We start from the raw sequence: 20161 nt of genomic DNA, 5'->3' as shown, positions 1-20161 counted from the left end.
AGTGCGCCCGGCTCAACTAACTGTCGTATGCGTAGAAGCCGCGCCCCGACTTCCGGCCGAGCGCGCCCGCGGCGACCATGCGGCGCAGCAGCGGGGGGCGCGTACAGCGGCTCCTTGAACTCGTCGTACATCGACTCCGCGATGGACCGGGCGGTGTCGAGGCCGATGAGGTCGAGGAGCCGCAGCGGGCCCTGCCGAACTCACGCATCGAAGATCGTCCTCGCTTACGGCCGCCCGCGGTTGCCGGGCCACCAGTTGTCGCAATACGGCAGAGTCACTGCCAGTCGGTGCGTCCGCCCGTGTCGCACAGCTCGAAGACCACTTCCCCTGCGTCGGGGTCGCTGCCGGCCACGGGCCGCACCCGGGCGCCGATCCACACCAGGTTCGGGGCGGCACCGACGACACGGCACCGGAACACGAAGCCTTCGGGGAAACGGACGAGGGACTCGTTGCGCGCCGTGCCCGTGTACCGGTTCACGACGCTGGACTGCACGACGACGCCAAGTCCGTCGCTGTATTCGGCCTGCAGATCGCTCGACGCGCACACCGGACACAGAAGCCGCCGGAACGAGGCGGTGCCGCACCATCGGCAGCGCTGGATCGTCAGGCCGGTCCCGTCGGGCCCGGTCGGCGCGGTGTGGGACACCGCGTGCCCGATCGGCGCGGTGTGGGTTGCTGTCTCGGACACGGCTCGGCCCCCTGCGCTCGGCTCTGATGCGCCGCACCATCGCGCCGGCGCCTCCGCACCGTATGGCACTGAGTTCCGCGCTGTAAAGGTACTGAGTGCCAAATCAAGCCGGATTCATCTCTGGATCGAGCCCTCAGCCCTGACCCAAGGCCGATTCGATCCGCTGCACGACCTGCCACATCGGGGCACCCTTCCGTGCGACCATCACGACGACTTCGTCCTCCGCGGCGGGCAGGGCCGCACCCTGATCCGCGCCACTCCACACACCGCGCACCATCCCCAGAGCGTGGTCCACGGCCGCGTACGGGTCTCCCTCACCACCCGAACGGAGCCAGGAGCGGAGCCCGTTGTTATGGGCGGCGACGACGGACGCGGCGATCACCTCGGCCCGCAGCGCGCCGTCCCGCTCCCCCTCGAAACGCTCCCTCAGATAGCCCGCCAGGGTGCGCTCGTAGCGCCGCACCACCGACAGCTCGTACGTCCGCAGCCCCGGCACCTCGCGCGTGAGGCGGTAACGCTGCACGGAGAACTCGGGGTTGGCCGCGTACATGCGCAGCACGAGGCGCGCCGCGTCGGCGACGGTACCCACCGGGTCGCCGCCGTCGGCCTCTTCGAGGAACGCCGTCATGTCGGCGAGGCAGCGCTCGTGATCCGGGAAGACTGCGTCCTCCTTGGACGGGAAGTACCGGAAGAACGACCTGCGCCCGACACCCGCACGGGCGACGATGTCGTCGACCGTGGTCTGCTCGAAACCCCGGTCGAGGAAGAGCTGGAACGCCGCCTCGGCGAGCACCTCGCGCATCGGCGCTTTCTTGGCCGGTCTGGTCGCCTCAGTCATGCCGGGAACGTAACACCGAAGCGGCTCATCTGGCACCACGTACCTTGCCAGAGGGTACTGAGTGCCATAGTGTCGCTTTCAGGAACCAGAGGGCAGGAGAGCCGGCGTGAGCTTGAGGATCGTTGTCACCGTGAAGTATGTGCCGGATGCGACGGGGGACCGGCATTTCGCTGATGATCTGACGGTGGACCGTGATGATGTGGACGGGCTGCTGTCGGAGCTGGATGAGTACGCGGTCGAGCAGGCGTTGCAGATCGCGGACGGGGTGGACGATGCGGAGGTCACCGTGTTGACGGTGGGTCCGGAGGACGCGAAGGACGCGTTGCGTAAGGCGTTGTCGATGGGCGCGGACAAGGCGGTCCATGTCGAGGACGACGATCTGCACGGTACGGACATCGTGGGCACGTCGCTGGTTTTGGCGAAGGCGATCGAGAAGGCCGGCTTCGATCTGGTGGTCTCGGGTATGGCGTCGACGGACGGCACGGCGGGTGTGGTTCCGGCGCTGCTGGCGGAGCGGCTGGGTGTGCCGCAGGTGACGCTGCTCTCGGAGGTGTCCGTCGAGGGTGGTGTGGTGACGGGTCGTCGTGACGGTGACACGGCTTCCGAGCAGGTTCAGGCTTCGCTGCCGGCGGTGGTGTCGGTGACCGACCAGTCGGGTGAGGCGCGCTACCCGTCGTTCAAGGGGATCATGGCGGCGAAGAAGAAGCCGGTCGAGTCCTGGGATCTGTCGGATCTGGGCCTGGAGGCCGACGAGGTGGGTCTGGCGGGTGCGTGGACGGTCGTGGACGCGGCGGCTCAGCGTCCGGCGCGCAGCGCGGGCACGATCGTCAAGGACGAGGGCGAGGGCGGCAAGCAGCTCGCCGAGTTCCTCGCGGGCCAGAAGTTCATCTAGCCCGCCTGTCCGTATCGCCCCCCTTGTCCTCATCTTTCGCACGCAGGAGAGAAGAAGTCCCATGGCTGAAGTTCTGGTCTACGTCGATCACGTGGACGGTGCCGTCCGCAAGCCCACTCTTGAGTTGCTGACGCTGGCCCGCCGGATCGGTGAGCCCGTCGCCCTGGCGGTGGGTGCGGGTGCCGCCGGCACCGCCGCCACGCTGGCCGAGCACGGTGCGGTCAAGGTCCTCACGCACGAGGCGTCCGAGTACGCCGACTACCTGGTCGTGCCGAAGGTGGACGCGCTGCAGGCCGCCTACGACGCGGTGTCGCCGGCCGCGGTGCTGGTGCCGTCCTCGGCGGAGGGCAAGGAGATCGCCGCGCGTGTGGCGGTGCGCATCGGGTCGGGTGTCATCACCGACGCCACCGACCTCGAGGCCGGTGAGCAGGGTCCCATCGCGACGCAGTCGGCGTTCGCCGCCTCGTTCACGACCAAGTCCCGTGTTTCCAGGGGCACTCCGGTCATCACCGTCAAGCCCAACAGTGCCCCGGTCGAGTCCGCCCCGGCGGCCGGCACCGTCGAGGCCCTGACGGTGGCGTTCTCCGGGCAGGCCACCGGGACCAAGGTCACCGCGCGCACGCCGCGTGAATCGACCGGGCGTCCGGACCTGACCGAGGCCGCGATCGTGGTCTCCGGCGGCCGCGGCGTGAACGGCGCCGAGAACTTCACGGTCATCGAGGCCCTCGCCGACTCCCTCGGCGCGGCGGTCGGCGCCTCGCGCGCCGCGGTCGACGCGGGCTGGTACCCGCACTCCAACCAGGTCGGCCAGACCGGCAAGAGTGTCTCCCCGCAGCTGTATATCGCCAACGGTATCTCCGGCGCGATCCAGCACCGGGCCGGCATGCAGACCTCGAAGACCATCGTCGCGGTCAACAAGGACGCCGAGGCCCCGATCTTCGACCTCGTCGACTACGGCGTCGTCGGCGACCTCTTCGACGTCGTCCCCCAGCTCACCGAGGAAATCAACACCCGCAAGGGCTGACAGCAGCAGAACGGCCGGAGGCCCTGGACCGATATCGGTCCAGGGCCTCCGGCCTTCGTGCGTATGCCTCAGCCGGCGCGGCGGACCCGCGCGGCCTTGCGGGCGTCGGCGAGCTGGCGGGCCTCGGAGGTGCGGCGCGAATCACCACCGGCACGGCCGGGGCGCGAGCCCATGCCGCGGAACGGGGCACCGCCGCGCTTGGGGCGCTCCGTGGCCGGCGCGGTGCCGGTGATCGGGACGCCGGAGGGCGCCTGAGCACCGGTGATACGGCTCAACTCGGCTTCGCCCGACCGGACTTGGGTGATCTGCGGCCGGATGCCGGCGTCGCGCATCAGCCGGCTCATGTCGCGGCGCTGGTTGGGCAGGACGAGGGTGACGACGCTGCCGGACTCACCGGCACGGGCCGTACGGCCGCCGCGGTGCAGGTAATCCTTGTGGTCGCTCGGCGGGTCGACGTTGACCACGAGGTCGAGGTTGTCGACGTGGATGCCGCGCGCCGCGACGTTGGTGGCGACGAGCGCCGTGACCGTGCCGGCCTTGAACTGCGCCAGAGTGCGGGTGCGCTGCGGCTGGGACTTGCCGCCGTGCAGGGCCGCGGCCCGCACGCCGCTGCCGAGCAGGTGCTTGGTGAACTGGTCGACGGCGTGCTTGGTGTCCAGGAACATGATGACCCGCCCGTCGCGGGCCGCGATCTCGGTGGCGGCGGCGAACTTGTCGGCGCCGTGCACATGCAGTTCGTGGTGTTCCATCGTGGTGACGGCGCCCGCCGACGGGTCGACGGAGTGGACGACCGGGTCGTGCAGGTAGCGGCGCACCAGCAGGTCGACGTTGCGGTCCAGGGTCGCCGAGAACAGCATGCGCTGACCCTCGGGGTGCACCAGGTCGAGCAGCTCGGTGACCTGCGGCATGAAGCCCATGTCGGCCATCTGGTCGGCCTCGTCCAGGACGGTGATCTTCACCCGGTCCAGACGGCAGTCCTTGCGCTCGATGAGGTCCTTGAGGCGTCCGGGCGTCGCGACGACGACCTCGGCGCCACCGCGCAGGGCACTGGCCTGACGGCCGATGGACATACCGCCGACGACGGTGGCCATCCGCAGCCTCAACGACCGGGCGTACGGGGTGAGCGCCTCGGTGACCTGCTGGGCGAGCTCACGCGTGGGGACGAGGATCAGGCCGAAGGGCTGCTTGGCGTCGGCGCGCTGACCCGCGAGGCGCGCGAGAAGCGCGAGTCCGAAGGCGAGGGTCTTGCCGGAGCCGGTGCGGCCGCGGCCGAGGACGTCCCGGCCCGCGAGCGAGTTCGGCAGGGTGGCCGCCTGGATCGGGAACGGCACGGTCACACCGAGACCGGTGAGTGTCTTGAGGATCTCGGCCGGCAGGTCGAGCTCACCGAAGGTCTCCACAGCGGGGAGGGCGGGCGTGACGGTGACAGGCAGCGCGAACTCGCCCTGCGGCGCGGCGGGCCTGCGCCCGTAGCCGCCGGAGCTCTTGCCGCCGGAGCGTCCCTGGCCCTGACCCTGGCCCTGGGGTCGAAAACGGGCGCCCCGGTCACCGCCGGCGGAGCCCCTGCGGGGGTTGGAGTAGCGGTCGTTCGTGCGAGCTGAACGGTTCATGGAGAACCTTCCTCGATATGGCACGTATCGAGGAATTCCCGGCGCATGAGTGCCGTACGAATTGCAAGAACGAGCCGAATAACAGACTGAAAATCAGCCGGCGCGCCGGTACGGAGAATGGCGACGCCTGACGTCGGAATGCTGGGATTCCGCTGCGGCAGGCGGCTCTCGGACGGGCCGGATCAATGGGGTGCGGGGGTCTTGGCGCCCCGCCGGGGTGGTGTGACACCCGGTGGTCGTGCCTACCCGGGCGGGATACCCCGCAAACAGCAACGAGCTGGTGCCCGTACCACCAGGGTACGGGCACCAGCTGCGCTCAACGCTTCAGCGTCAGGCGGGAACGATGTTCTCCGCCTGCGGGCCCTTCTGGCCCTGCGTGACATCGAAGTTCACCTTCTGGCCTTCCTGAAGCTCACGGAAGCCCTGGGTGGCGATGTTCGAGTAGTGGGCGAAGACGTCGGGGCCGCCACCCTCCTGCTCGATGAAGCCGAAGCCCTTTTCCGAGTTGAACCACTTCACGGTGCCAGTAGCCATATGCAAATTCTCCTTCGGGGCAGTGCCCGTGGCCCACACTGTGCGGACCTCGGCGTCGCCGCAATGATTGCCCCGCCCGGAAAAATGCATCCGGAAATAGAAAAGCGCCCGGCAACGTGAAGTCACCTAAGGCACTTGAAGTATCTATGGGAACCACAACTGCAACTGAGATCAAGACTAGCACGGACCGGGCTTCGGAGCACGGTGAGCCAGAATATTTCGCGCGTCGCCGTGAACCTTCACCCCGGATTGAGCAAATCCAGGGGCCCCGGGCGCCTGATATTCACTTCAGCGGCGGCTGCCGGACAGGGTCGGGCAGTCCGTGCAGCCCGTCTCCCCTCCCCCGTACATCAGGTACCTGTCCCGGACCTGGTTGAGCGGCGCGCCCCCTCGCAGCCGCTCGACCGGATCAGGGTTCGCCAGGAAGGAACGGGCGGCCGAGCGCCACCAGGTCGGCGCCGGCGGAATCGGGGTGAGTGGTGTGACGGGGTGCGGTGTGGGCGTTCATGAGGTCGGCGCCGTGCGGCGGGCGGGGAATCCGTGGGTGCGGGCGGTGACGACCACGGCGAGTACGGGAATCAGGAGCAGGAGGACCGTCCAGGGGAAGGAGCGGGATCCGACCAGGTCGAGGAGGATCCCGCCGGCGATTCCACCCCCGGCCATGGCCACGTTCCAGAGAGTGACGAGCATGGCCTGCGCGGCGTCCGCCGACTCGCCTCCCGCGTCGCCCGCGGCGGTCTGCAGGAGCGTGGGGGCGCCGCCCCAGCCGAGGCCCCACAGCGTCACGGCCGCGTACACCAGGGCGGGACTGTCGGACAGCAGGGCCAGGACGGCCGCCGCAGCGGCGACCAGCAGGGCGGCCGCGACGGTCAGGGCGCGCAGGTGGCGGTTGATGAGTGCGCCCACGATCCAGATGCTCGCCAGGGACGCGGCGCCGAAGGCGAGCAGCACGAGATCGGTGGAGTTCCCCATGCCGACGCCGTCGAGGAACGTCGCGACGAACGTATAGAGGACGGTGTGGGCGAGGACGAAGACGAGGGTGACGAAGAGGACCGGGGGCACGCCGGGGACGCGGAGCGCCCGCAGCATCGGCGGCCGGGCTACTTGTCGCAGGCCAGGCTGGTCGGGGACGGCCGCCGCGATCCAGCCGAGGAGGCCGACGGTGAGGACGGTCATGCTCAGGAACGCGATCTGCCAGTTCACGGCCTTGCCGAGGAACGTGCCCGCGGGAACGCCCAGAGACAGTGCGACCGGGATGCCCGCCATCGCGATCGCGATGGCCCTGCCCTGGAGATGGACGGGCGCGAGGCGCCGGGCGTAACCGGCGAGCAGCGCCCAGGCCAGGCCGGCCGCGACCCCGGCCACGAAACGGGCCACCATCGTGAGGGGGAAGTGCGTCGAGAGGGCAGTGACCGTGTTGGCGACGCCGAACCCCGCCATCGCCGTCATCAGGAGCCGCTTGCGGCGCCATCCGGCGGTGGCCGCGGTGAGGGGGATCGCGGTGAGGGCGGTGCCGATCGCGTAGACCGTCACGGTCTGCCCGGTGGCCGATTCGCCGACGCCCAGGTCACGGCTCATCGCGGGCAGCAGACCCGCGGGCAGGGTCTCCGTCAGGCTCGTGACGAAGACGGCGGTGGCGAGGGCGAGCAGTGCGGGGAGCGGCAGCTTGCGGTTCCCGGTGGCGAAGGCGGTGGATGGTGCGGCCGTGGATGGTGCGGTGGCTGGTGGTGTGCGGGTCGGCTCTGTTCTGGTGAAGTCTGTTCCGGTCATGGCACGACAGTGCAGGTCGGGACTTCGGAAACGCTGACGGTCCACTGACGGTCGGCGGCTACGGCGTGTGTACCGTGCTCACATGCGGTTCGGGGTGCTTGGTCCACTGACGGTGTGGGACGGCGACGGGGATCCGGTCGCGGTTCCCGAGGTGAAGGTCAGGGCCCTCCTCGCCGCGCTCCTGGTCCGCGAGGGGCGGCCCGTCTCCGCCGACCGTCTCATCGATGGCCTGTGGGGCGACGATCTACCTGGGAATCCCGCCAACGCCCTCCAGGCGAAGGTCTCTCAGCTGCGCAAGGCGCTCGGCCGCGACCGCGTGGTGCGCCAGGCTCCCGGCTACCGGCTCCGTCTCGACGAGGCCGGGGACGAGGTGGACGCCGACCGCTTCCTGTCGCTGGTGGACCGGGCGAAATCCGCGGCGGGTCCGCGCGAACGGGCCGAACTCCTCACCGAAGCACTGGAGTTGTGGCGTGGTCCGGCCTACGCAGATTTCGCGGACGAGGAGTTCGTACGTACTGCTGCGCAGCGCCTGACGGAGCAGCAGCTGGCGGTCCGGGAGGAACGGGCCGAGGCGCTCCTTGAGTCGGGCGACCTCACGCTCCTCACCGGGGAGCTGGCGGACCTCGTCGCACGCCATCCGCTCCGGGAGCGGCTGCGCGCCGTCCAGCTGCGGGCGCTGTACCTGACGGGCCGGCAGAGCGAGGCGCTCGGCTCCTACGCGGAGCTGCGCGGCCGGCTCGCGGACGAGCTCGGCCTCGACCCGAGCCCCGAACTGGCCGCGCTCCACGAGGCGATCCTGCGTCAGGACCCGGCGCTCGCCCCTCCCCCGGCCGCTCCTGCGGGCGCCGCGCCACCGCCGTCCGAACGCCCTCGGTCGAACCTTCCCGCCCCGCTCACGGCACTTCTGGGCCGTGAGCGCTCCCTGGCCGAGATCGGTCAACTCCTCGCCACGGAACGCCTGGTCACGCTCACCGGCCCCGGCGGGGTGGGCAAGACGCGACTCGCGGTCGAGGCGGCCCGGCGGATCCAGGACGCCCCCGACGGGGTGTGGCTGGTCGAACTCGCCGGTGAGCGCGGGAGCGTGGCCGATCTCGCGCAGGTCGTCTCCGCTGCGTTGGGCTTGCGCGACGACGCGCTTTCGGGTCCGCCCGGACAAGGCGCGGCGGCCGGGCCCGAGCAACGGCTCGCCACGGCCCTGCGGGACCGCAGGACGCTGCTCGTCCTGGACAACTGCGAGCAGGTCGTCGATTCGGTGGCGCGGCTCGCCGGGACGCTGCTGGGCCGCGCACCGCACCTGCGGATCCTGGCCACCACCCAGGAGCCGCTGTGCGTCGCCGGGGAGACGGTCCATCCGGTCGAGCCACTGCAACCCGCGGACGCGGTACGCCTGTTCACGGCGCGCGCGGCGGCAGCCTCCCCCGGCTTCTCGCCCGACGAAGCCACTCCTGAGACCCGTGCGGCGGTTCTGGAGATCTGCCGGCGCCTCGACGGCATCCCGCTCGCGCTCGAACTGGCGGCGACGCGCGTACGGGCCCTGGGCGTCGGGGAGTTGGCGGCCCGGCTCGAGGACCGTTTCCGGCTGCTCACGACGGGGCGGCGGGGTGCGCCACCGCGTCAGCAGACCCTGCGGGCGGTGATCGACTGGAGCTGGGAGCTGCTCAGCGTTTCCGAGCGGATCGTGCTGCGCCGCCTGGCCGTGCATCGCGACGGCTGCACTTTGGACGCGGCGGAGGAGGTGTGCGCGGGCGACGGGGTGCGCCGCGACGAGGTTCTCGACGTCGTGACGCGACTGGTCGACCGGTCACTGGTCGTCGTGGTGGCCGGCCCCGGCGGCGCCGGCCCCCGCTACCGGCTCCTCGAGTCCGTCGCCGCGTACGCGAAGGAGCGCCTGCACGAGACGGATGAACTCGCCGCAGTACGCCACCGCCATCTGCGGCACTACGCGGAACTGGCCGAGCAAGCCGAGCCCCGCCTCCACGGCGGCGGGCAGGGCGAGTGGCTCGGCCGGCTCGACGCCGAGACCGCCAATCTGCGGGCGGCGCTCGACGAGGCGACGCGGCGCGCGTCGACGAGTGGCGCTACCGACGACGCCGTGCACGTGGCCACCGCCCTGTCCTGGTGGTGGCTGCTGCGCGGCCGCCTGAGCGAGGCCCGTCGGGCCCTGTCTGCCGTGCTCGCCGTGGTGCCGTCCGCGGGCGAACTCCGGTTACTGAGCGATGCGTTCGGACTGATGACCGGTGAGCGGCCACCGTCGGCGCCGTGCCCTGACGTGGCGATCACCGATCCTGTGCGGCGGGGGCGTGCCATCTGGTTCTCCGCCTACGGCCTGTTCAGGTCGGGTGACCTCACCGCCAGTGAGGAGGCCGTCTCGCGGGCGCTCGCTCTCTTCGCCGCCGCGGACGACCCGTGGGGTACGGCCGCGGCTCTCGGGCTGCGGTCGATGCACGCGCTGATCCGTGGTGACCTGGACGCCCTCGGGCGCGACGGGCTGCGCAGCGCGGGGCTCTTCCGTGAACTCGGCGACCGGTGGGGCGAGTTGCAGACGGTGGAGCCACTGGCGGCGCTCGCCGAGATCAAGGGTGAGTACGCGGAGTCCGCCCGGCGTCACGAGGAGGGACTGCGTATGGCGCGGGAACTCGGCCTGGACGTGGAGGTCTCCGCCCGGCTCTCCGGCCTGGGCCGGCTCGCGCTGCTCGACCGCGACTGGGACAGGGCCGCCGAACTGCACGGGCAAGCTCGGCGGTCAGCCTCCGAACAGGGCTACAAGTACGGCGAACTCCACGCGGAGATGGGCCTCGCCCTCGGCGCACGCCGCTCCGGCGACCTCGATGCGGCGCGGGCACATCTGCTGCGCATCCGCGACGAATTCGGTGCCGTGTCGTCGGAGGCGGGTGACCATCTGCTCCAGGCCGAACTGGGCTTCGTCGCCGAACTGCGCGGCGATGCGGCCGGGGCGGCCGCCCACCATCTCCTCGGTCTGGACGTCGCCTGTGCCATCGGCGAGCCGCGCGCCGTGGCCCTCTCCCTGGAAGGCCTGGCAGGCGCGGCAGCGCTGGCTGAGGACGGGGGCCGGGCAGCCGCACTCCTCGGCGCCGCGGACGCGGCCCGCCGGAGCGCGGGCGCGCCGCTCCCGCCCGCGGAACGCGGCGACGTGGACCGCATCACCGCGAGGGCGACGGCCGCGCTGGGCGACCCGGCCTTCGCGGAGGCGTACGGGGACGGTGCGAACCTGTCACCGGAGGAGGCGGCCCATACGGCGCGGTTCCACTTCCGGGCTGCCGCGTCAGGCCAGGACCCTGGGGGCCTCCACACGCCTCCCCTCACGGGTCGTTGAGGCCGGACACAGCGAATACGGCCCGCCCTCTCCAGCTACGGTCGTATCACACCTCAGATCCGCCCCGACATCATCCGGCGCTCTCCCGCCTCACCGTCGTGATGAATCGGTGTGCGCGAGGTGGTCAGGGGTGCGCCCGTGCCGCCCTGTCTCGACGCGATGATTTCCGCCGCGATGGACAGGGCCGTCTCCTCGGGTGTGCGGGCGCCGAGGTCCAGGCCGATCGGCGAGTGCAGGCGCGCCAACTCCTCGCTGGTCAGGCCGACTTCGCGGAGGCGGCGGTCGCGGTCCTCGTGGGTTCGGCGTGAACCCATCGCTCCGACGAATGCGACGGGAAGCCGTAGCGCGATCTCCAGTAGCGGGATGTCGAATTTCACGTCATGGGTGAGGACACACAGGACCGTGCGTTCGTCGGTCGTGGTGCGCCGCAGGTAGCGGTCCGGCCAGTCGACGACGATGTCGTCGGCGTCAGGGAAGCGGGCCCGCGTGGTGAAGACGGGGCGTGCGTCGCACAACGTCACGTGATAGCCGAGGAACTTGCCCGTACGGACCAGGGCCGCGGCGAAGTCGACGGCGCCGAAGACGATCATCCGGGGCGGTGGCACGCTCGACTCGACGAAAAGGGTCAGGTCGGCGCCGCATTGGGAGCCGTCGGCCGAGAGATCGAACGTGCCGGTGCGGCCCGCGGCGACGAGGGCCCGCGCCTCTCCCGCCACGGTGCGCTCGAGGCCGTCGCCCCCGGCGAGCCCTCCCTCGTACGAGCCGTCGGCCCTCACCAGCATTGCCCCGCCCCGCAGTTCGGCCGGTCCGCGGGCCACCCGGGCGAGCGCGGCCGTCTCGCCGCGGGCGGCGGCCGCGAGCGCCGCCGCGAACACCGGCCTGTCCGGCGCGTCGGCGCGCACCGGCGTGACCAGGACCTCGATGACGCCGCCGCAGGTGAGCCCCACGGCGAAGGCGTCCTCGTCGCTGTAGCCGAACCGCTCCAGGACGGACCCGCCGTCCTGGAGCACCTGCACGCACAGTTCGTAGACCGCCGCCTCGACGCAGCCGCCGGAGACCGAGCCGATGACCGTGCCCTCGCTGTCGACGGCGAGGGCGGCGCCGGGCTCGCGGGGTGCGCTGCCGCCCACCGAGACGACGGTGGCGACGGCGAAGTCCCGGCCCTGTCCGGCCCACCGGTTCAGCTCGTCGGCGATGTCAAGCATCGCCGTCACCCTCGGCCGGGGCCCCGGCCGACAGGACGCGGTCGGGCCGGATCGGCAGGTGGCGGTGGCGGACGCCGGTCGCGTGCCACACCGCGTTGGCGACGGCCGCGGCCGCGCCCACGATGCCGATCTCGCCGATTCCCTTGATCCCGACGGGGTCGTCGGCGTCCGGGTCGTCGACCCAGTCCGCCTCGATCAGCGGTACGTCGGCGTTCGCGGCGAAGTGGTAGCCGGCGAGGTCGGCTCCGACGTGGCCGCCCGTGGCCTGGTCCCGGACCGCCTCCTCGTGCAGCGCCATGGACAGTCCCCAGGTCATCCCGCCGATGAACTGGCTGCGCGCGGTCAGCGGGTTGACGATCCGGCCTGCCGCGAAGACGCCGAGCATGCGCCGTACGCGTACCTCGCCGGTGGTGACGTCGACGGCGACCTCGGCGAACTGGGCGCCGAAGGAGTGCCGTTCCTTCTGGGTGAGGGAGCCGACGGCGGCGCTGGTGTCGGAGCGCACGGTGATGCCCTGCGGCGGAATGTCGCCGCCCAGGGCCAGCTGCTCCCGCAGGTCTCGCCCGGCGGCCGTGACGGCCCAGCCCCAGGAGCGGGTGCCCATCGAGCCGCCCGAGATCGCCGCCGGGCCGAAGTCGCTGTCGCCGATGCGCACATGGACGCGCTCCCCGGCCACCTCGAGGGCCTCGGCGGCGAGCAGGGTCAGCGCGGTCCGCGCCCCCGTCCCGACGTCCGACGCGCCGATCCGCACCGTGAAGGTGCCGTCGGCCTCAGCGGTCACGGCCGCCGTGGACGGTGCCACGATCACCGGGAAGGTGGCCGCCGCCGTGCCGGTGCCGAGCAGCCAGCGCCCTTCGCGCCGTACGCCGGGACGTGGGTCCCGGTCCGCCCAGCCGAACCTGCGGGCCCCCTCGTCGAAGCAGGCCAGCAGGTTGCGGGAGCCGAACGGCAGCCCGGAGACCGGGCCCACGTCCGGCTCGTTGCGGGCACGCAGGGCGATCGGGTCCATGCCGCACCGCTCGGCGAGTTCGTCGAGCGCGGACTCCAGGGCGAACGAGCCCGGAGCCTCACCGGGCGCGCGCATGAAGGTCGGTGTCGGCACGTCCAGGCGCACCACCCGGTTGACGCTGCGGTGAGCGTCGGCGGCGTACATCGGACGCCCGAACCCGGCGCTGGCCTCGACGAATTCGTGGACCGTCGACGTGAGGCTGTGCGCCTGATGGTCGAGAGCACGCAACCGCCCGTCGGCATCGGCGCCGAGCCTGACGCGCTGGGCCGTCGGGCTGCGGTAGCCGACCAGCGAGAACATCTGACGTCGGGTCATGACGACCCTGACCGGGCGGTCGAGCACGGTCGCCGCCATCACGGCGAGGATCTGGTGCACGCGCACACCCTTGGACCCGAAGGCACCGCCGATGTGCTCGGACCGCACCCGCACCGAGGCCGGGTCGAGCGAGAACAGTTTCGCCAGCTCCTGCGCCACCCACATGCTGCCCTGGTTGGAGTCGACGACCTCCAGGCGTCCGCCGTCCCAGCGCGCCATCGCCGCGTGCGGCTCCATCGAGCTGTGGTGCTCTTCCGGGGTGGTGTACTCCGCGTCCACGACATGGACGGACGCGGCGAGTTCGGCCGCGAGGTCGCCCTTCTCCGCCAGCATGCCGTCGCCGTCCGGCGTGTAGATGCCGGCGTGTCCGGCGGAGAACGCGACGTCGTGCGGCTCCTCGTCGTACCGCACCACCAGCGCCTCGGCGGCCTCCCTGGCCTGCTCCGTGGTCTCGGCGACGACCAGCGCCACCGGCCAGCCCACGAACGGCACCCGGTCGTGCTGGAAGACCTCGACGATCGGGTCGGGCCGCCCCAGCATGCCGACGTAGTTCCCGTCGACGCGCGGCGCGTTGCCGTGGTGCAGCACGGCCAGCACCCCGGGCATCGCGCGGACAGGGTCCGACTCGATCGAGCGGATGCGGCCGCGGGCGACGGTGGACAACACCAGCCAGCCGTGGGCGAGTTCGGCGGCGGGGACGTCCCCCGCGTACCGGGCTGCCCCGGTGACCTTCTCCAGCCCCTCCACCCGGGTGTACGAGGCGCCGACGGTTCCCGTCACCGGGGCTGCCGTGGTCGTCGTGGTCATCGGGCGGCCTCCTCGGCGAGCTCGGTCAGCACGGCCACGACGAGATTGCGCATCAGCGTCACCTTGTATCCATTGTGGGGCAGCGTCTCGGCGGCCGCGAGTTCGGCGTCCGCGGCCGCGGCGAAGGCTTCGGCGGTGGCGGGGCCGCCGGTCAGGACGCGTTCGGCCTCGCGTGCGCGCCAGGGTCGTGACGCCACCGCCCCGAAGGCGAGGCGCACTTCGTGGACGGCTCCGTCCCGGACGTCGAGCGCGGCGGCGACGGACCCGATCGCGAACGCGTAGGACGCGCGCTCGCGGACCTTGCGGTAGCGGGAGAGGGCGGCGACGGGCGCCGGGGGCAGGGTGACGGCGGTGATGAGCGCGCCGGGCGGCAGGGCGGTCTCCATGTGCGGGGTCTCCCCCACGGGCGCATAGAACTCCGCGAGTGCCAACTCGCCCGGGCCGTCCACCGTTTCGTACGTGACGACGGCGTCGAGTGCGGCGAGCGCCACGCCCATGTCCGAGGGATGGACGGCCACGCAGTGCGCGGAGGCACCGAGGATCGCGGCGTTGTGGTGCTCCCCCTCGATGGCGGGGCAACCGCTGCCGGGCGTGCGCTTGTTGCAGGGTTTGGCCAGGTCGGTGAAGTAGCCGCAGCGGGTGCGCTGGAGCAGATTGCCGCCGACGGTGGCCATGTTGCGCAGCTGGCCCGAGGCGCCCGCGAGGACGGCCTGCGCGAGCATCGGGTAGCGGCGCCGCACGTCGGGATGGGCGGCGAGGTCGCTGTTGGTGACCGTGGCGCCGATGCGCAGGCCGCCGTCCGGTGTCAACTCGATCTCGCCGAGCGGCAGTTCTCGTACGTCGACGAGCCGGGCCGGCCGCTCGACGCCCGTCTTCATCAGGTCGACGAGGTTGGTGCCGCCGCCCAGACAGCGTGCGTCGGGGTCGGCGTCGAGCAGGGCGACCGCGGCGGGCACGTCGAAGACGCGCTCGTAGCCGAACTCCTTCATGCGACTGCCTCCGTTCCGGCGGCCCGTGCGACGGCCTTGACGATCGAGACGTAGGCGCCGCAGCGGCACAGGTTGCCGCTCATCCGCTCCCGGATCTCGTCGGCGGTCAGCGGTGGGACACCCGCCTCCGGCCGCACGTCGGCGGTGACAGCGCTGGGCCAGCCCGCCGCGTGCTCCTCGATGACGGCGAGGGCCGAACAGATCTGGCCGGGGGTGCAGTAACCGCACTGGTACCCGTCGAGGTCGAGGAACGCCTGCTGCACCGGATGCAGTCCGTCGGCGTCGGCCACGCCCTCGATGGTGGTGATCTCACGCCCTTCGGCGGCGACCGCGAGCTGCAGGCAGGAGACGGCGCGGCGGCCGTCGAGGAGCACGGTGCAGGCGCCGCACTGGCCCTGGTCGCAGCCCTTCTTGGTGCCCGGCAGATCGAGTCGCTCGCGCAGGGCGTCGAGCAGGGTGGTGCGGTGGTCGACGGGCAGCGTGTACTTCTCACCATTGATGTTCAGCGTGATGACGCTGGACGTCGATGGGGCCATGATCAGCCTTCTTTCGCTCATGGGGTGCGAGGGCTGTGCGTATGCGAGGGGTGTGCGTAGAGGGAGAACGTCGGGATGGTGCGCCTGCCGCGCGCTCGTCGGCCGCAAGGCCGCTTGCGGTGGGCGGCGGCCGTTAACTCGAGCCGGATCTGCCGCTATGGTGGAACCTAAGCGGACAAGTGTCCGCTACGTCGAACCTAACGGACACCTGTCCGCTTAGCAAGGTCATACCGGTTCTTGGCACCGGCGTACGGATTCGTGATTCCCGGAAGGGGGACGGGTGCAGCCGAAGAAGGAAGCGCCGCTGCGCTCGGACGCGCAACGCAATCGCGACCGCATCCTGGAAGTGGCGCTGGTCGAGCTGACGCGGTCGGCGGACGCCCCGCTGAGCGCGATCGCGAAGAAGGCGGGCGTCGGCCAGGGCACGTTCTACCGCAACTTCCCCAACCGCGAGTCCCTCGTCCTCGAGGTCTACCGCTACGAGATGCAGCAGGTCGCCGACACCGCGTGCCAGCTGCTCGCGGCCCGCGCTCCCGACGAGGCCCTGCGCGCATGGATGGACCGCCTCGCCCAGTACGCCATGGCGAAGGCCGGCCTGGCGGACGCACTGCGTCAGGCCGCCACGCGCGGCAGCCTCGCCGCCCTCGGCCACGGCCCGGTGACCTCGGCCATGTCGCTCCTGCTCAAGGCGAACGAGGAGGCGGGCACGATCCGCCCCGGGGTGACACCGGAGGACTTCGCACTCGCCATCGCCGGGCTCTGGCAGATCGACCCGCACGGCGACTGGCAGTCGCGGGCCGGGCGGCTGTTCGACCTCGTGATGGACGGCCTTCGCGCCGGTGCGCCGGGGGCCGCCCGAGGCGGGTGAGTCCCGCGCGCCCCAGGCCGGGCCCCTCAGGGTGAAGGAGGCCGGGGATGCGGGGGTCTGGGCGGGCCGTCGTCCAGCGCGTCGGGGCTCGATACGGGCGGCCAGACCGGCCGGTGCGAGGGAGGAAGCGACAACAGGGCCTGCCCGACGGACCGTTGGGCGGGCAGCAGATCGACACTGCCTGTCTGGGCGAGGAGTTCGGTCAGCCGTCGCCCCGCCCCGGCCAGGAGGAGCTTGCCGCCCCGGCGGTCCAGCAGCCACCGCATGGCCAGCAGACAGTACAGACCGCGTGAGTCGCAGAAGGAGAGCGCGGTGACGTCGAGGACGAGGTACGGGTGGCCCGCGTCGACGCAGGCACCGAGCGTGCCCAGGAAGAGTTCCTCACCGCTCTGGTCGAGTTCGCCGCTGACCCGCAGCACCGCGCAGCCTTCGCAGCTCGCCAGCTCGGTGATCATCAAACGGTGGCTCTGCGTGGACATCGCACCTCCATCCGGCCGACGTACGAAGGCCCTTGGCGTCGAGCCTCGCACACATCGGCGCCGGTGCCCGAACCGGACGAGTGCCCCGAGCCGGCACGATCAGGCCATGGCGGATCCCGGTTCACGGTCGGCACGGGCGCAGGGCGGCCGTTGCGGTGAGGGTCTCCCACCATGCCCCCGATCGCGCGTGCCGTCACGGGTCCGGCGGCAAGCAGCCTTGCGTGCACCCTGCCGGGGTGTGGCCGGCAGGGTGCCTGTCGGCCACACCCCGGGGGTGTACGGCGCGTCCACCCAGGGCGTTTCGCCAGATCTTTCAGATCCGTCAGATCTCTCGGATCTCTCGGATCTCTCGGATCTCTCGGATCTCTCGGATCTCTCGGATCTCTCGGATCTCTCGGATCTCTCGGATCTCTCGGATCTCTCGGATCCGTCAGCTCTTGCCGAGCATCTTGTTCATCTGCTCGATCTCGGCGGTCTGCGCGGTCACCACGTCGGCGGCGAGCCGCGTCGCGGGGCCGTACTTGCCGTCGGACTTCTCGGTCCTGCCCATCGTGACGGCACCCTCGTGGTGCTTGACCATCATCACGAGGAACTTCTTGTCGAAGTCGCCGCCGGAGGCCTTCTTGAGCGCCTCCATGTCGCCGGCGCTCATCATGCCGGGCATGGACGAGGACATGTCGTGGCCCATGCCGGACATGTCGGCGGGGACTTCCTCACCCCATGCGGTGAGCCAGCCGGACATGTTCTCGATCTCGGGGTCCTGGGCCCCCTCGATCCTGGCGGCGAGGCTCTTGACGTCCTTCGACGCGGCGCGGCCCTCGGCCAGTCCGGCCATCTCGACGGCCTGGCGGTGGTGCTGGATCATCTCCTTGGAGAAGGAGACGTCGGCGCTGTTGTGAGCGTCGGCTCTGTTGCGGCCTTCCGCCTTGCCGTGGTCGTCGGCCTTGGGCGAGGCGGCCGCAGCCGAGCCGGATTCCTTCGCCCCCATGTCGTGTCCCCCGGCCGACTTGTCGCTGCCGCAGGCGGCGAGTACCAGGGCGGCCGCCCCTGCGGTGGCGGCGAAGGCGGCGCGGCGGACGAACGTACGGTGTGCGGTCATGCGGTGTGCGGTCATGCGGTGTGCGGTCATGCGGAACTCCTGGTGCTGATCTTGGGTGAAGGGCTCGCGCGAGCGCGGCGCCGCCCCTTGGGGCGTGCGGTACCGCGCGGGCCGTTCTAGATCCGCAGGAGTTGGAGTTCCGATAGTGACGGCGGGGCGCGGCCGCCGTCGGGGCCACTGCCGGCCGACGAGGTGCGGGCGGCCGAGCGGGCGGGGCAGGCGATCACGTCGGGGAGCATCGCGGGCGCGACTGCCGGGGGCCCGGCGACGGAGGCGGAGGCGCAGACCGAGTCGGCGTGGGCCATATGTCCGTCGCAGCCACCGCCACCGTGGTCGCACGAATCGGAAGCGGAAGCCTTGACGGCCCGCTGTCCGGGCCCGGCATGGTCACCCGCGTCTGCGGCGCCATCCGCACCCATGGCGGACGCGGCCGCGGGATGCATCTCGCTGTGCGCGCCTGCCGGTACTGGTCCCAGGCCGTGCATGCCGAGCAGGCCGAGGAGCACGGCGCCGACGAGCAGCCCGAGGAGCCGCAGCGTCAACTGCGGTCGCGCGGGCGGTCCGAGGCGGGTGGTCACCGCTGCATCGTAGGCAGAGAGGATCCGCGTGCGCGCTCCGGGGCTGCCACGGATCAGCCGTTCGTGGCCCGGCCGGGGTTCGTCCGGAACCCGTCAGGACTCCCCCGGAACGGGAGCGGCCGGAGGCCCGGGACGGTCGTCGTCCCGGGCCTCCGGCCGCGCTCGTGTCAGGAGCCTCAGGCAGCGGCGGGAGTGACCTGCTCGCTCAGGCGGCCGACGACCTCGGTCAGCGCGGTCGCGACCTCGGAGTCGTCGGCGGGGTGGGTCTCGGCGAAGCGCGTCACGGAACCGGGGATGGACAGCTTCACGTCCTCGAGCACCGCGGCACCGGCGATGCCCGCGGCCTTGCGCACGTCGTCCTGCGCCCACACGCCGCCGTACTGGCCGAACGCGGTGCCGACGACGGCGACCGGCTTGCCGGAGATCGCGCCGGCGCCGTACGGGCGGGACAGCCAGTCGATGGCGTTCTTCAGGACGGCCGGCATGGTGCCGTTGTACTCGGGCGAGAAGAGGAGGAAGGCGTCGGCCTGACCCGCGGCCTCACGCAGCCGCGCGGCAGCGGCGGGGACGCTGCCCTCGACGTCGATGTCCTCGTTGTAGAAGGGCACGTCGGCGAGGCCCTCGAAGAGCTGGATGTCGGCGCCGACGGGGGCGTGCTTGGCGGCGGCCTCGGCGAGCTGACGGTTGTGGGAACCGGCGCGGAGGCTGCCGACGAGGGCGAGGATGCGAACAGACATGGCATAACTCCAGATAAGGGCGAACGGATCTCATGCACGGTCCAACCGGACCGAAGTCCGTTTAAATTTGTACCACCTATCCGGACCGCGGTCCACTTTTCGGTTCCCGGCGCTACTCTGAAGCCATGACCGGCCCCATCCCTCCCCTCGTCACGACATCCGGCACCCCGGGCGGACCGACCGACCTCGCCCTGACACCGGCGGGCGAGCGGCCTGCGCTGCGGGCGGACGCGGCACGCAACCGCACGCGCCTACTGGAGGCCGCGTCACGCCTGATGTCCGCGTGCGGGGCGGCGAACCTGACCATGGAGGCGGTGGCCACGGCGGCCGGAGTCGGCAAGGGGACGGTCTTCCGGCGCTTCGGCGACCGGACCGGGCTGCTCATCGCCCTCCTGGACCACCGGGAGCAGCAGCTTCAGGCGGCGTTCCTTTCGGGCCCGCCTCCCCTGGGTCCGGACGCGCCCGCCCTGGAGCGCCTGCATGCCTTCGGGCCCGCCCTCATCCGTCACGAGCGGGACCACCACGAGCTGATCCTCGCCGCCCGCACCGACCCCCTACGCAACTACACGGTCCCGGCGAACCGCCTGCGCCACACGCACGTCATGCTGCTGCTGCGCCAGGCGGGCGCGAAGGGCGACACCGATCTCCTCGCGCACACGCTGCTGGCCGCCGCGGACACCGCGCTCGTCCACCATCTGACTGTCGAGCGGGGCATGCCGCTGGACCGCGTGGAGGCGGGCTGGCACGAGCTGCTCGACCGGCTCGCGCGACCGTCCTAGTCGGACCGGCTTACGTACGCGGACATCCTGGTCGGCCGATTTACGCAAGCGTCCTGACCGTCGCGCAAGC

At 71.5% G+C, this 20161-nt stretch carries 18 protein-coding genes and 2 pseudogenes; 5 read left to right on the top strand and 15 right to left on the bottom strand.

The window, feature by feature from the left end; all coding sequences use genetic code 11:
* Positions 1–16: 16 nt before the first annotated feature.
* The 3 genes and pseudogenes from OG758_RS39575 to OG758_RS39565 form a co-directional block, all read right to left on the bottom strand.
* Positions 17–191, bottom strand: a pseudogene (locus OG758_RS39575) (3-hydroxyacyl-CoA dehydrogenase family protein); the annotation flags it as partial.
* A gap of 83 nt (positions 192–274) precedes the next feature.
* Positions 275–688, bottom strand: coding sequence for a Zn-ribbon domain-containing OB-fold protein (locus OG758_RS39570; RefSeq protein WP_382060508.1), 414 nt, complete (start codon positions 686–688; stop codon positions 275–277).
* A gap of 133 nt (positions 689–821) precedes the next feature.
* On the bottom strand, positions 822–1490 hold the full coding sequence (locus OG758_RS39565) for a TetR family transcriptional regulator (protein ID WP_326716183.1): 669 nt from the start codon (positions 1488–1490) through the stop codon (positions 822–824).
* A gap of 142 nt (positions 1491–1632) precedes the next feature.
* Between OG758_RS39565 and OG758_RS39560 the strand changes: the two genes are divergently transcribed.
* On the top strand, positions 1633–2418 hold the full coding sequence (locus OG758_RS39560) for an electron transfer flavoprotein subunit beta/FixA family protein (protein WP_326714271.1): 786 nt from the start codon (positions 1633–1635) through the stop codon (positions 2416–2418).
* 61 nt (positions 2419–2479) lie between these two features.
* Positions 2480–3442 carry an electron transfer flavoprotein subunit alpha/FixB family protein gene (locus OG758_RS39555; protein WP_326714270.1) on the top strand — a complete coding sequence of 321 codons (963 nt, stop codon included), beginning with the start codon at positions 2480–2482 and terminating at the stop codon, positions 3440–3442.
* A gap of 68 nt (positions 3443–3510) precedes the next feature.
* Here the strand turns inward: OG758_RS39555 and OG758_RS39550 are convergent, their stop codons facing one another.
* From OG758_RS39550 to OG758_RS39535, 4 genes and pseudogenes are all read right to left on the bottom strand, one after another.
* Entirely contained in the window at positions 3511–5052 is a 1542-nt protein-coding gene (locus OG758_RS39550; RefSeq protein WP_326714269.1) for a DEAD/DEAH box helicase, read from the bottom strand.
* Positions 5053–5382: 330 nt separating this feature from the next.
* Positions 5383–5586 carry a cold-shock protein gene (locus tag OG758_RS39545; RefSeq protein WP_100598391.1) on the bottom strand — a complete coding sequence of 68 codons (204 nt, stop codon included), beginning with the start codon at positions 5584–5586 and terminating at the stop codon, positions 5383–5385.
* Positions 5587–5874: 288 nt separating this feature from the next.
* A pseudogene (locus OG758_RS39540) lies at positions 5875–6052 on the bottom strand (alkene reductase); the annotation flags it as partial.
* Between the two features lie 38 nt (positions 6053–6090).
* The gene (locus OG758_RS39535) at positions 6091–7356 is read right to left on the bottom strand and encodes an MFS transporter (RefSeq protein ID WP_326714268.1); all 1266 of its coding nucleotides are present in this window, start codon (positions 7354–7356) and stop codon (positions 6091–6093) included.
* 82 nt (positions 7357–7438) lie between these two features.
* Here OG758_RS39535 and OG758_RS39530 point away from each other — a divergent pair, with 82 nt between their 5' ends.
* Positions 7439–10690: a BTAD domain-containing putative transcriptional regulator gene (locus OG758_RS39530; RefSeq protein ID WP_326714267.1), complete on the top strand. Its 3252-nt coding sequence runs from the start codon at positions 7439–7441 to the stop codon at positions 10688–10690.
* 53 nt (positions 10691–10743) lie between these two features.
* Here the strand turns inward: OG758_RS39530 and OG758_RS39525 are convergent, their stop codons facing one another.
* The 4 genes from OG758_RS39525 to OG758_RS39510 are packed head-to-tail and all read right to left on the bottom strand — an operon-like array spanning position 10744 to position 15551.
* Positions 10744–11895, bottom strand: a complete 1152-nt coding sequence (locus OG758_RS39525; protein ID WP_326714266.1) for an XdhC/CoxI family protein — start codon at positions 11893–11895, stop codon at positions 10744–10746.
* On the bottom strand, positions 11888–14026 hold the full coding sequence (locus tag OG758_RS39520) for a xanthine dehydrogenase family protein molybdopterin-binding subunit (RefSeq protein ID WP_326714265.1): 2139 nt from the start codon (positions 14024–14026) through the stop codon (positions 11888–11890). Before OG758_RS39520 ends, OG758_RS39525 begins: the two co-directional genes overlap by 8 nt.
* Positions 14023–15015, bottom strand: coding sequence for an FAD binding domain-containing protein (locus tag OG758_RS39515; RefSeq protein WP_326714264.1), 993 nt, complete (start codon positions 15013–15015; stop codon positions 14023–14025). Before OG758_RS39515 ends, OG758_RS39520 begins: the two co-directional genes overlap by 4 nt.
* On the bottom strand, positions 15012–15551 hold the full coding sequence (locus tag OG758_RS39510; protein WP_227293378.1) for a (2Fe-2S)-binding protein: 540 nt from the start codon (positions 15549–15551) through the stop codon (positions 15012–15014). The genes OG758_RS39515 and OG758_RS39510 overlap by 4 nt, the downstream gene beginning before the upstream one ends.
* A 280-nt stretch (positions 15552–15831) precedes the next feature.
* On the opposite strand from OG758_RS39510, the gene OG758_RS39505 reads away from it, so the two are divergent.
* Complete coding sequence (locus tag OG758_RS39505) at positions 15832–16419, top strand: TetR/AcrR family transcriptional regulator (RefSeq protein ID WP_326714263.1); 588 nt, start codon at positions 15832–15834, stop codon at positions 16417–16419.
* A 26-nt stretch (positions 16420–16445) separates the two neighbouring features.
* Here OG758_RS39505 and OG758_RS39500 read toward each other — a convergent pair whose 3' ends face one another.
* From OG758_RS39500 to OG758_RS39485, 4 genes are all read right to left on the bottom strand, one after another.
* The gene (locus tag OG758_RS39500) at positions 16446–16898 is read right to left on the bottom strand and encodes an STAS domain-containing protein (protein WP_326714262.1); all 453 of its coding nucleotides are present in this window, start codon (positions 16896–16898) and stop codon (positions 16446–16448) included.
* Between the two features lie 430 nt (positions 16899–17328).
* Complete coding sequence (locus OG758_RS39495; protein WP_326716182.1) at positions 17329–17997, bottom strand: DUF305 domain-containing protein; 669 nt, start codon at positions 17995–17997, stop codon at positions 17329–17331.
* Positions 17998–18113: 116 nt separating this feature from the next.
* A complete protein-coding gene (locus OG758_RS39490) occupies positions 18114–18575 on the bottom strand; it encodes a DUF6153 family protein (protein WP_326714261.1) in 462 nt (153 codons plus the stop codon).
* 176 nt (positions 18576–18751) lie between these two features.
* Positions 18752–19312, bottom strand: a complete 561-nt coding sequence (locus OG758_RS39485; RefSeq protein ID WP_326714260.1) for an NAD(P)H-dependent oxidoreductase — start codon at positions 19310–19312, stop codon at positions 18752–18754.
* A 125-nt stretch (positions 19313–19437) separates the two neighbouring features.
* Here OG758_RS39485 and OG758_RS39480 point away from each other — a divergent pair, with 125 nt between their 5' ends.
* Positions 19438–20091 (top strand): TetR/AcrR family transcriptional regulator, encoded by a 654-nt coding sequence (locus OG758_RS39480; RefSeq protein WP_326714259.1) that lies wholly within the window; start codon positions 19438–19440, stop codon positions 20089–20091.
* Positions 20092–20161 lie beyond the last annotated feature (70 nt).

The sequence above is a fragment of the Streptomyces sp. NBC_01474 genome, from assembly GCF_035918215.1.
GTDB classification, from domain to species: Bacteria; Actinomycetota; Actinomycetes; order Streptomycetales; family Streptomycetaceae; genus Streptomyces; species Streptomyces aureus.
This window is presented reverse-complemented; position numbering and strand designations above follow the sequence as displayed.

Coding starts and splice junctions, on each gene's coding strand:
- OG758_RS39485 (WP_326714260.1), bottom strand. CDS start 19,312: ATGTCTGTTCGCATCCTCGCCCTCGTCGGCAGCCTCCGCGCCGGTTCC.
- OG758_RS39545 (WP_100598391.1), bottom strand. CDS start 5,586: ATGGCTACTGGCACCGTGAAGTGGTTCAACTCGGAAAAGGGCTTCGGC.
- OG758_RS39550 (WP_326714269.1), bottom strand. CDS start 5,052: ATGAACCGTTCAGCTCGCACGAACGACCGCTACTCCAACCCCCGCAGG.
- OG758_RS39530 (WP_326714267.1), top strand. CDS start 7,439: ATGCGGTTCGGGGTGCTTGGTCCACTGACGGTGTGGGACGGCGACGGG.
- OG758_RS39510 (WP_227293378.1), bottom strand. CDS start 15,551: ATGGCCCCATCGACGTCCAGCGTCATCACGCTGAACATCAATGGTGAG.
- OG758_RS39515 (WP_326714264.1), bottom strand. CDS start 15,015: ATGAAGGAGTTCGGCTACGAGCGCGTCTTCGACGTGCCCGCCGCGGTC.
- OG758_RS39525 (WP_326714266.1), bottom strand. CDS start 11,895: ATGCTTGACATCGCCGACGAGCTGAACCGGTGGGCCGGACAGGGCCGG.
- OG758_RS39495 (WP_326716182.1), bottom strand. CDS start 17,997: ATGACCGCACACCGTACGTTCGTCCGCCGCGCCGCCTTCGCCGCCACC.
- OG758_RS39480 (WP_326714259.1), top strand. CDS start 19,438: ATGACCGGCCCCATCCCTCCCCTCGTCACGACATCCGGCACCCCGGGC.
- OG758_RS39565 (WP_326716183.1), bottom strand. CDS start 1,490: ATGCGCGAGGTGCTCGCCGAGGCGGCGTTCCAGCTCTTCCTCGACCGG.
- OG758_RS39555 (WP_326714270.1), top strand. CDS start 2,480: ATGGCTGAAGTTCTGGTCTACGTCGATCACGTGGACGGTGCCGTCCGC.
- OG758_RS39520 (WP_326714265.1), bottom strand. CDS start 14,026: ATGACCACGACGACCACGGCAGCCCCGGTGACGGGAACCGTCGGCGCC.
- OG758_RS39535 (WP_326714268.1), bottom strand. CDS start 7,356: ATGACCGGAACAGACTTCACCAGAACAGAGCCGACCCGCACACCACCA.
- OG758_RS39500 (WP_326714262.1), bottom strand. CDS start 16,898: ATGTCCACGCAGAGCCACCGTTTGATGATCACCGAGCTGGCGAGCTGC.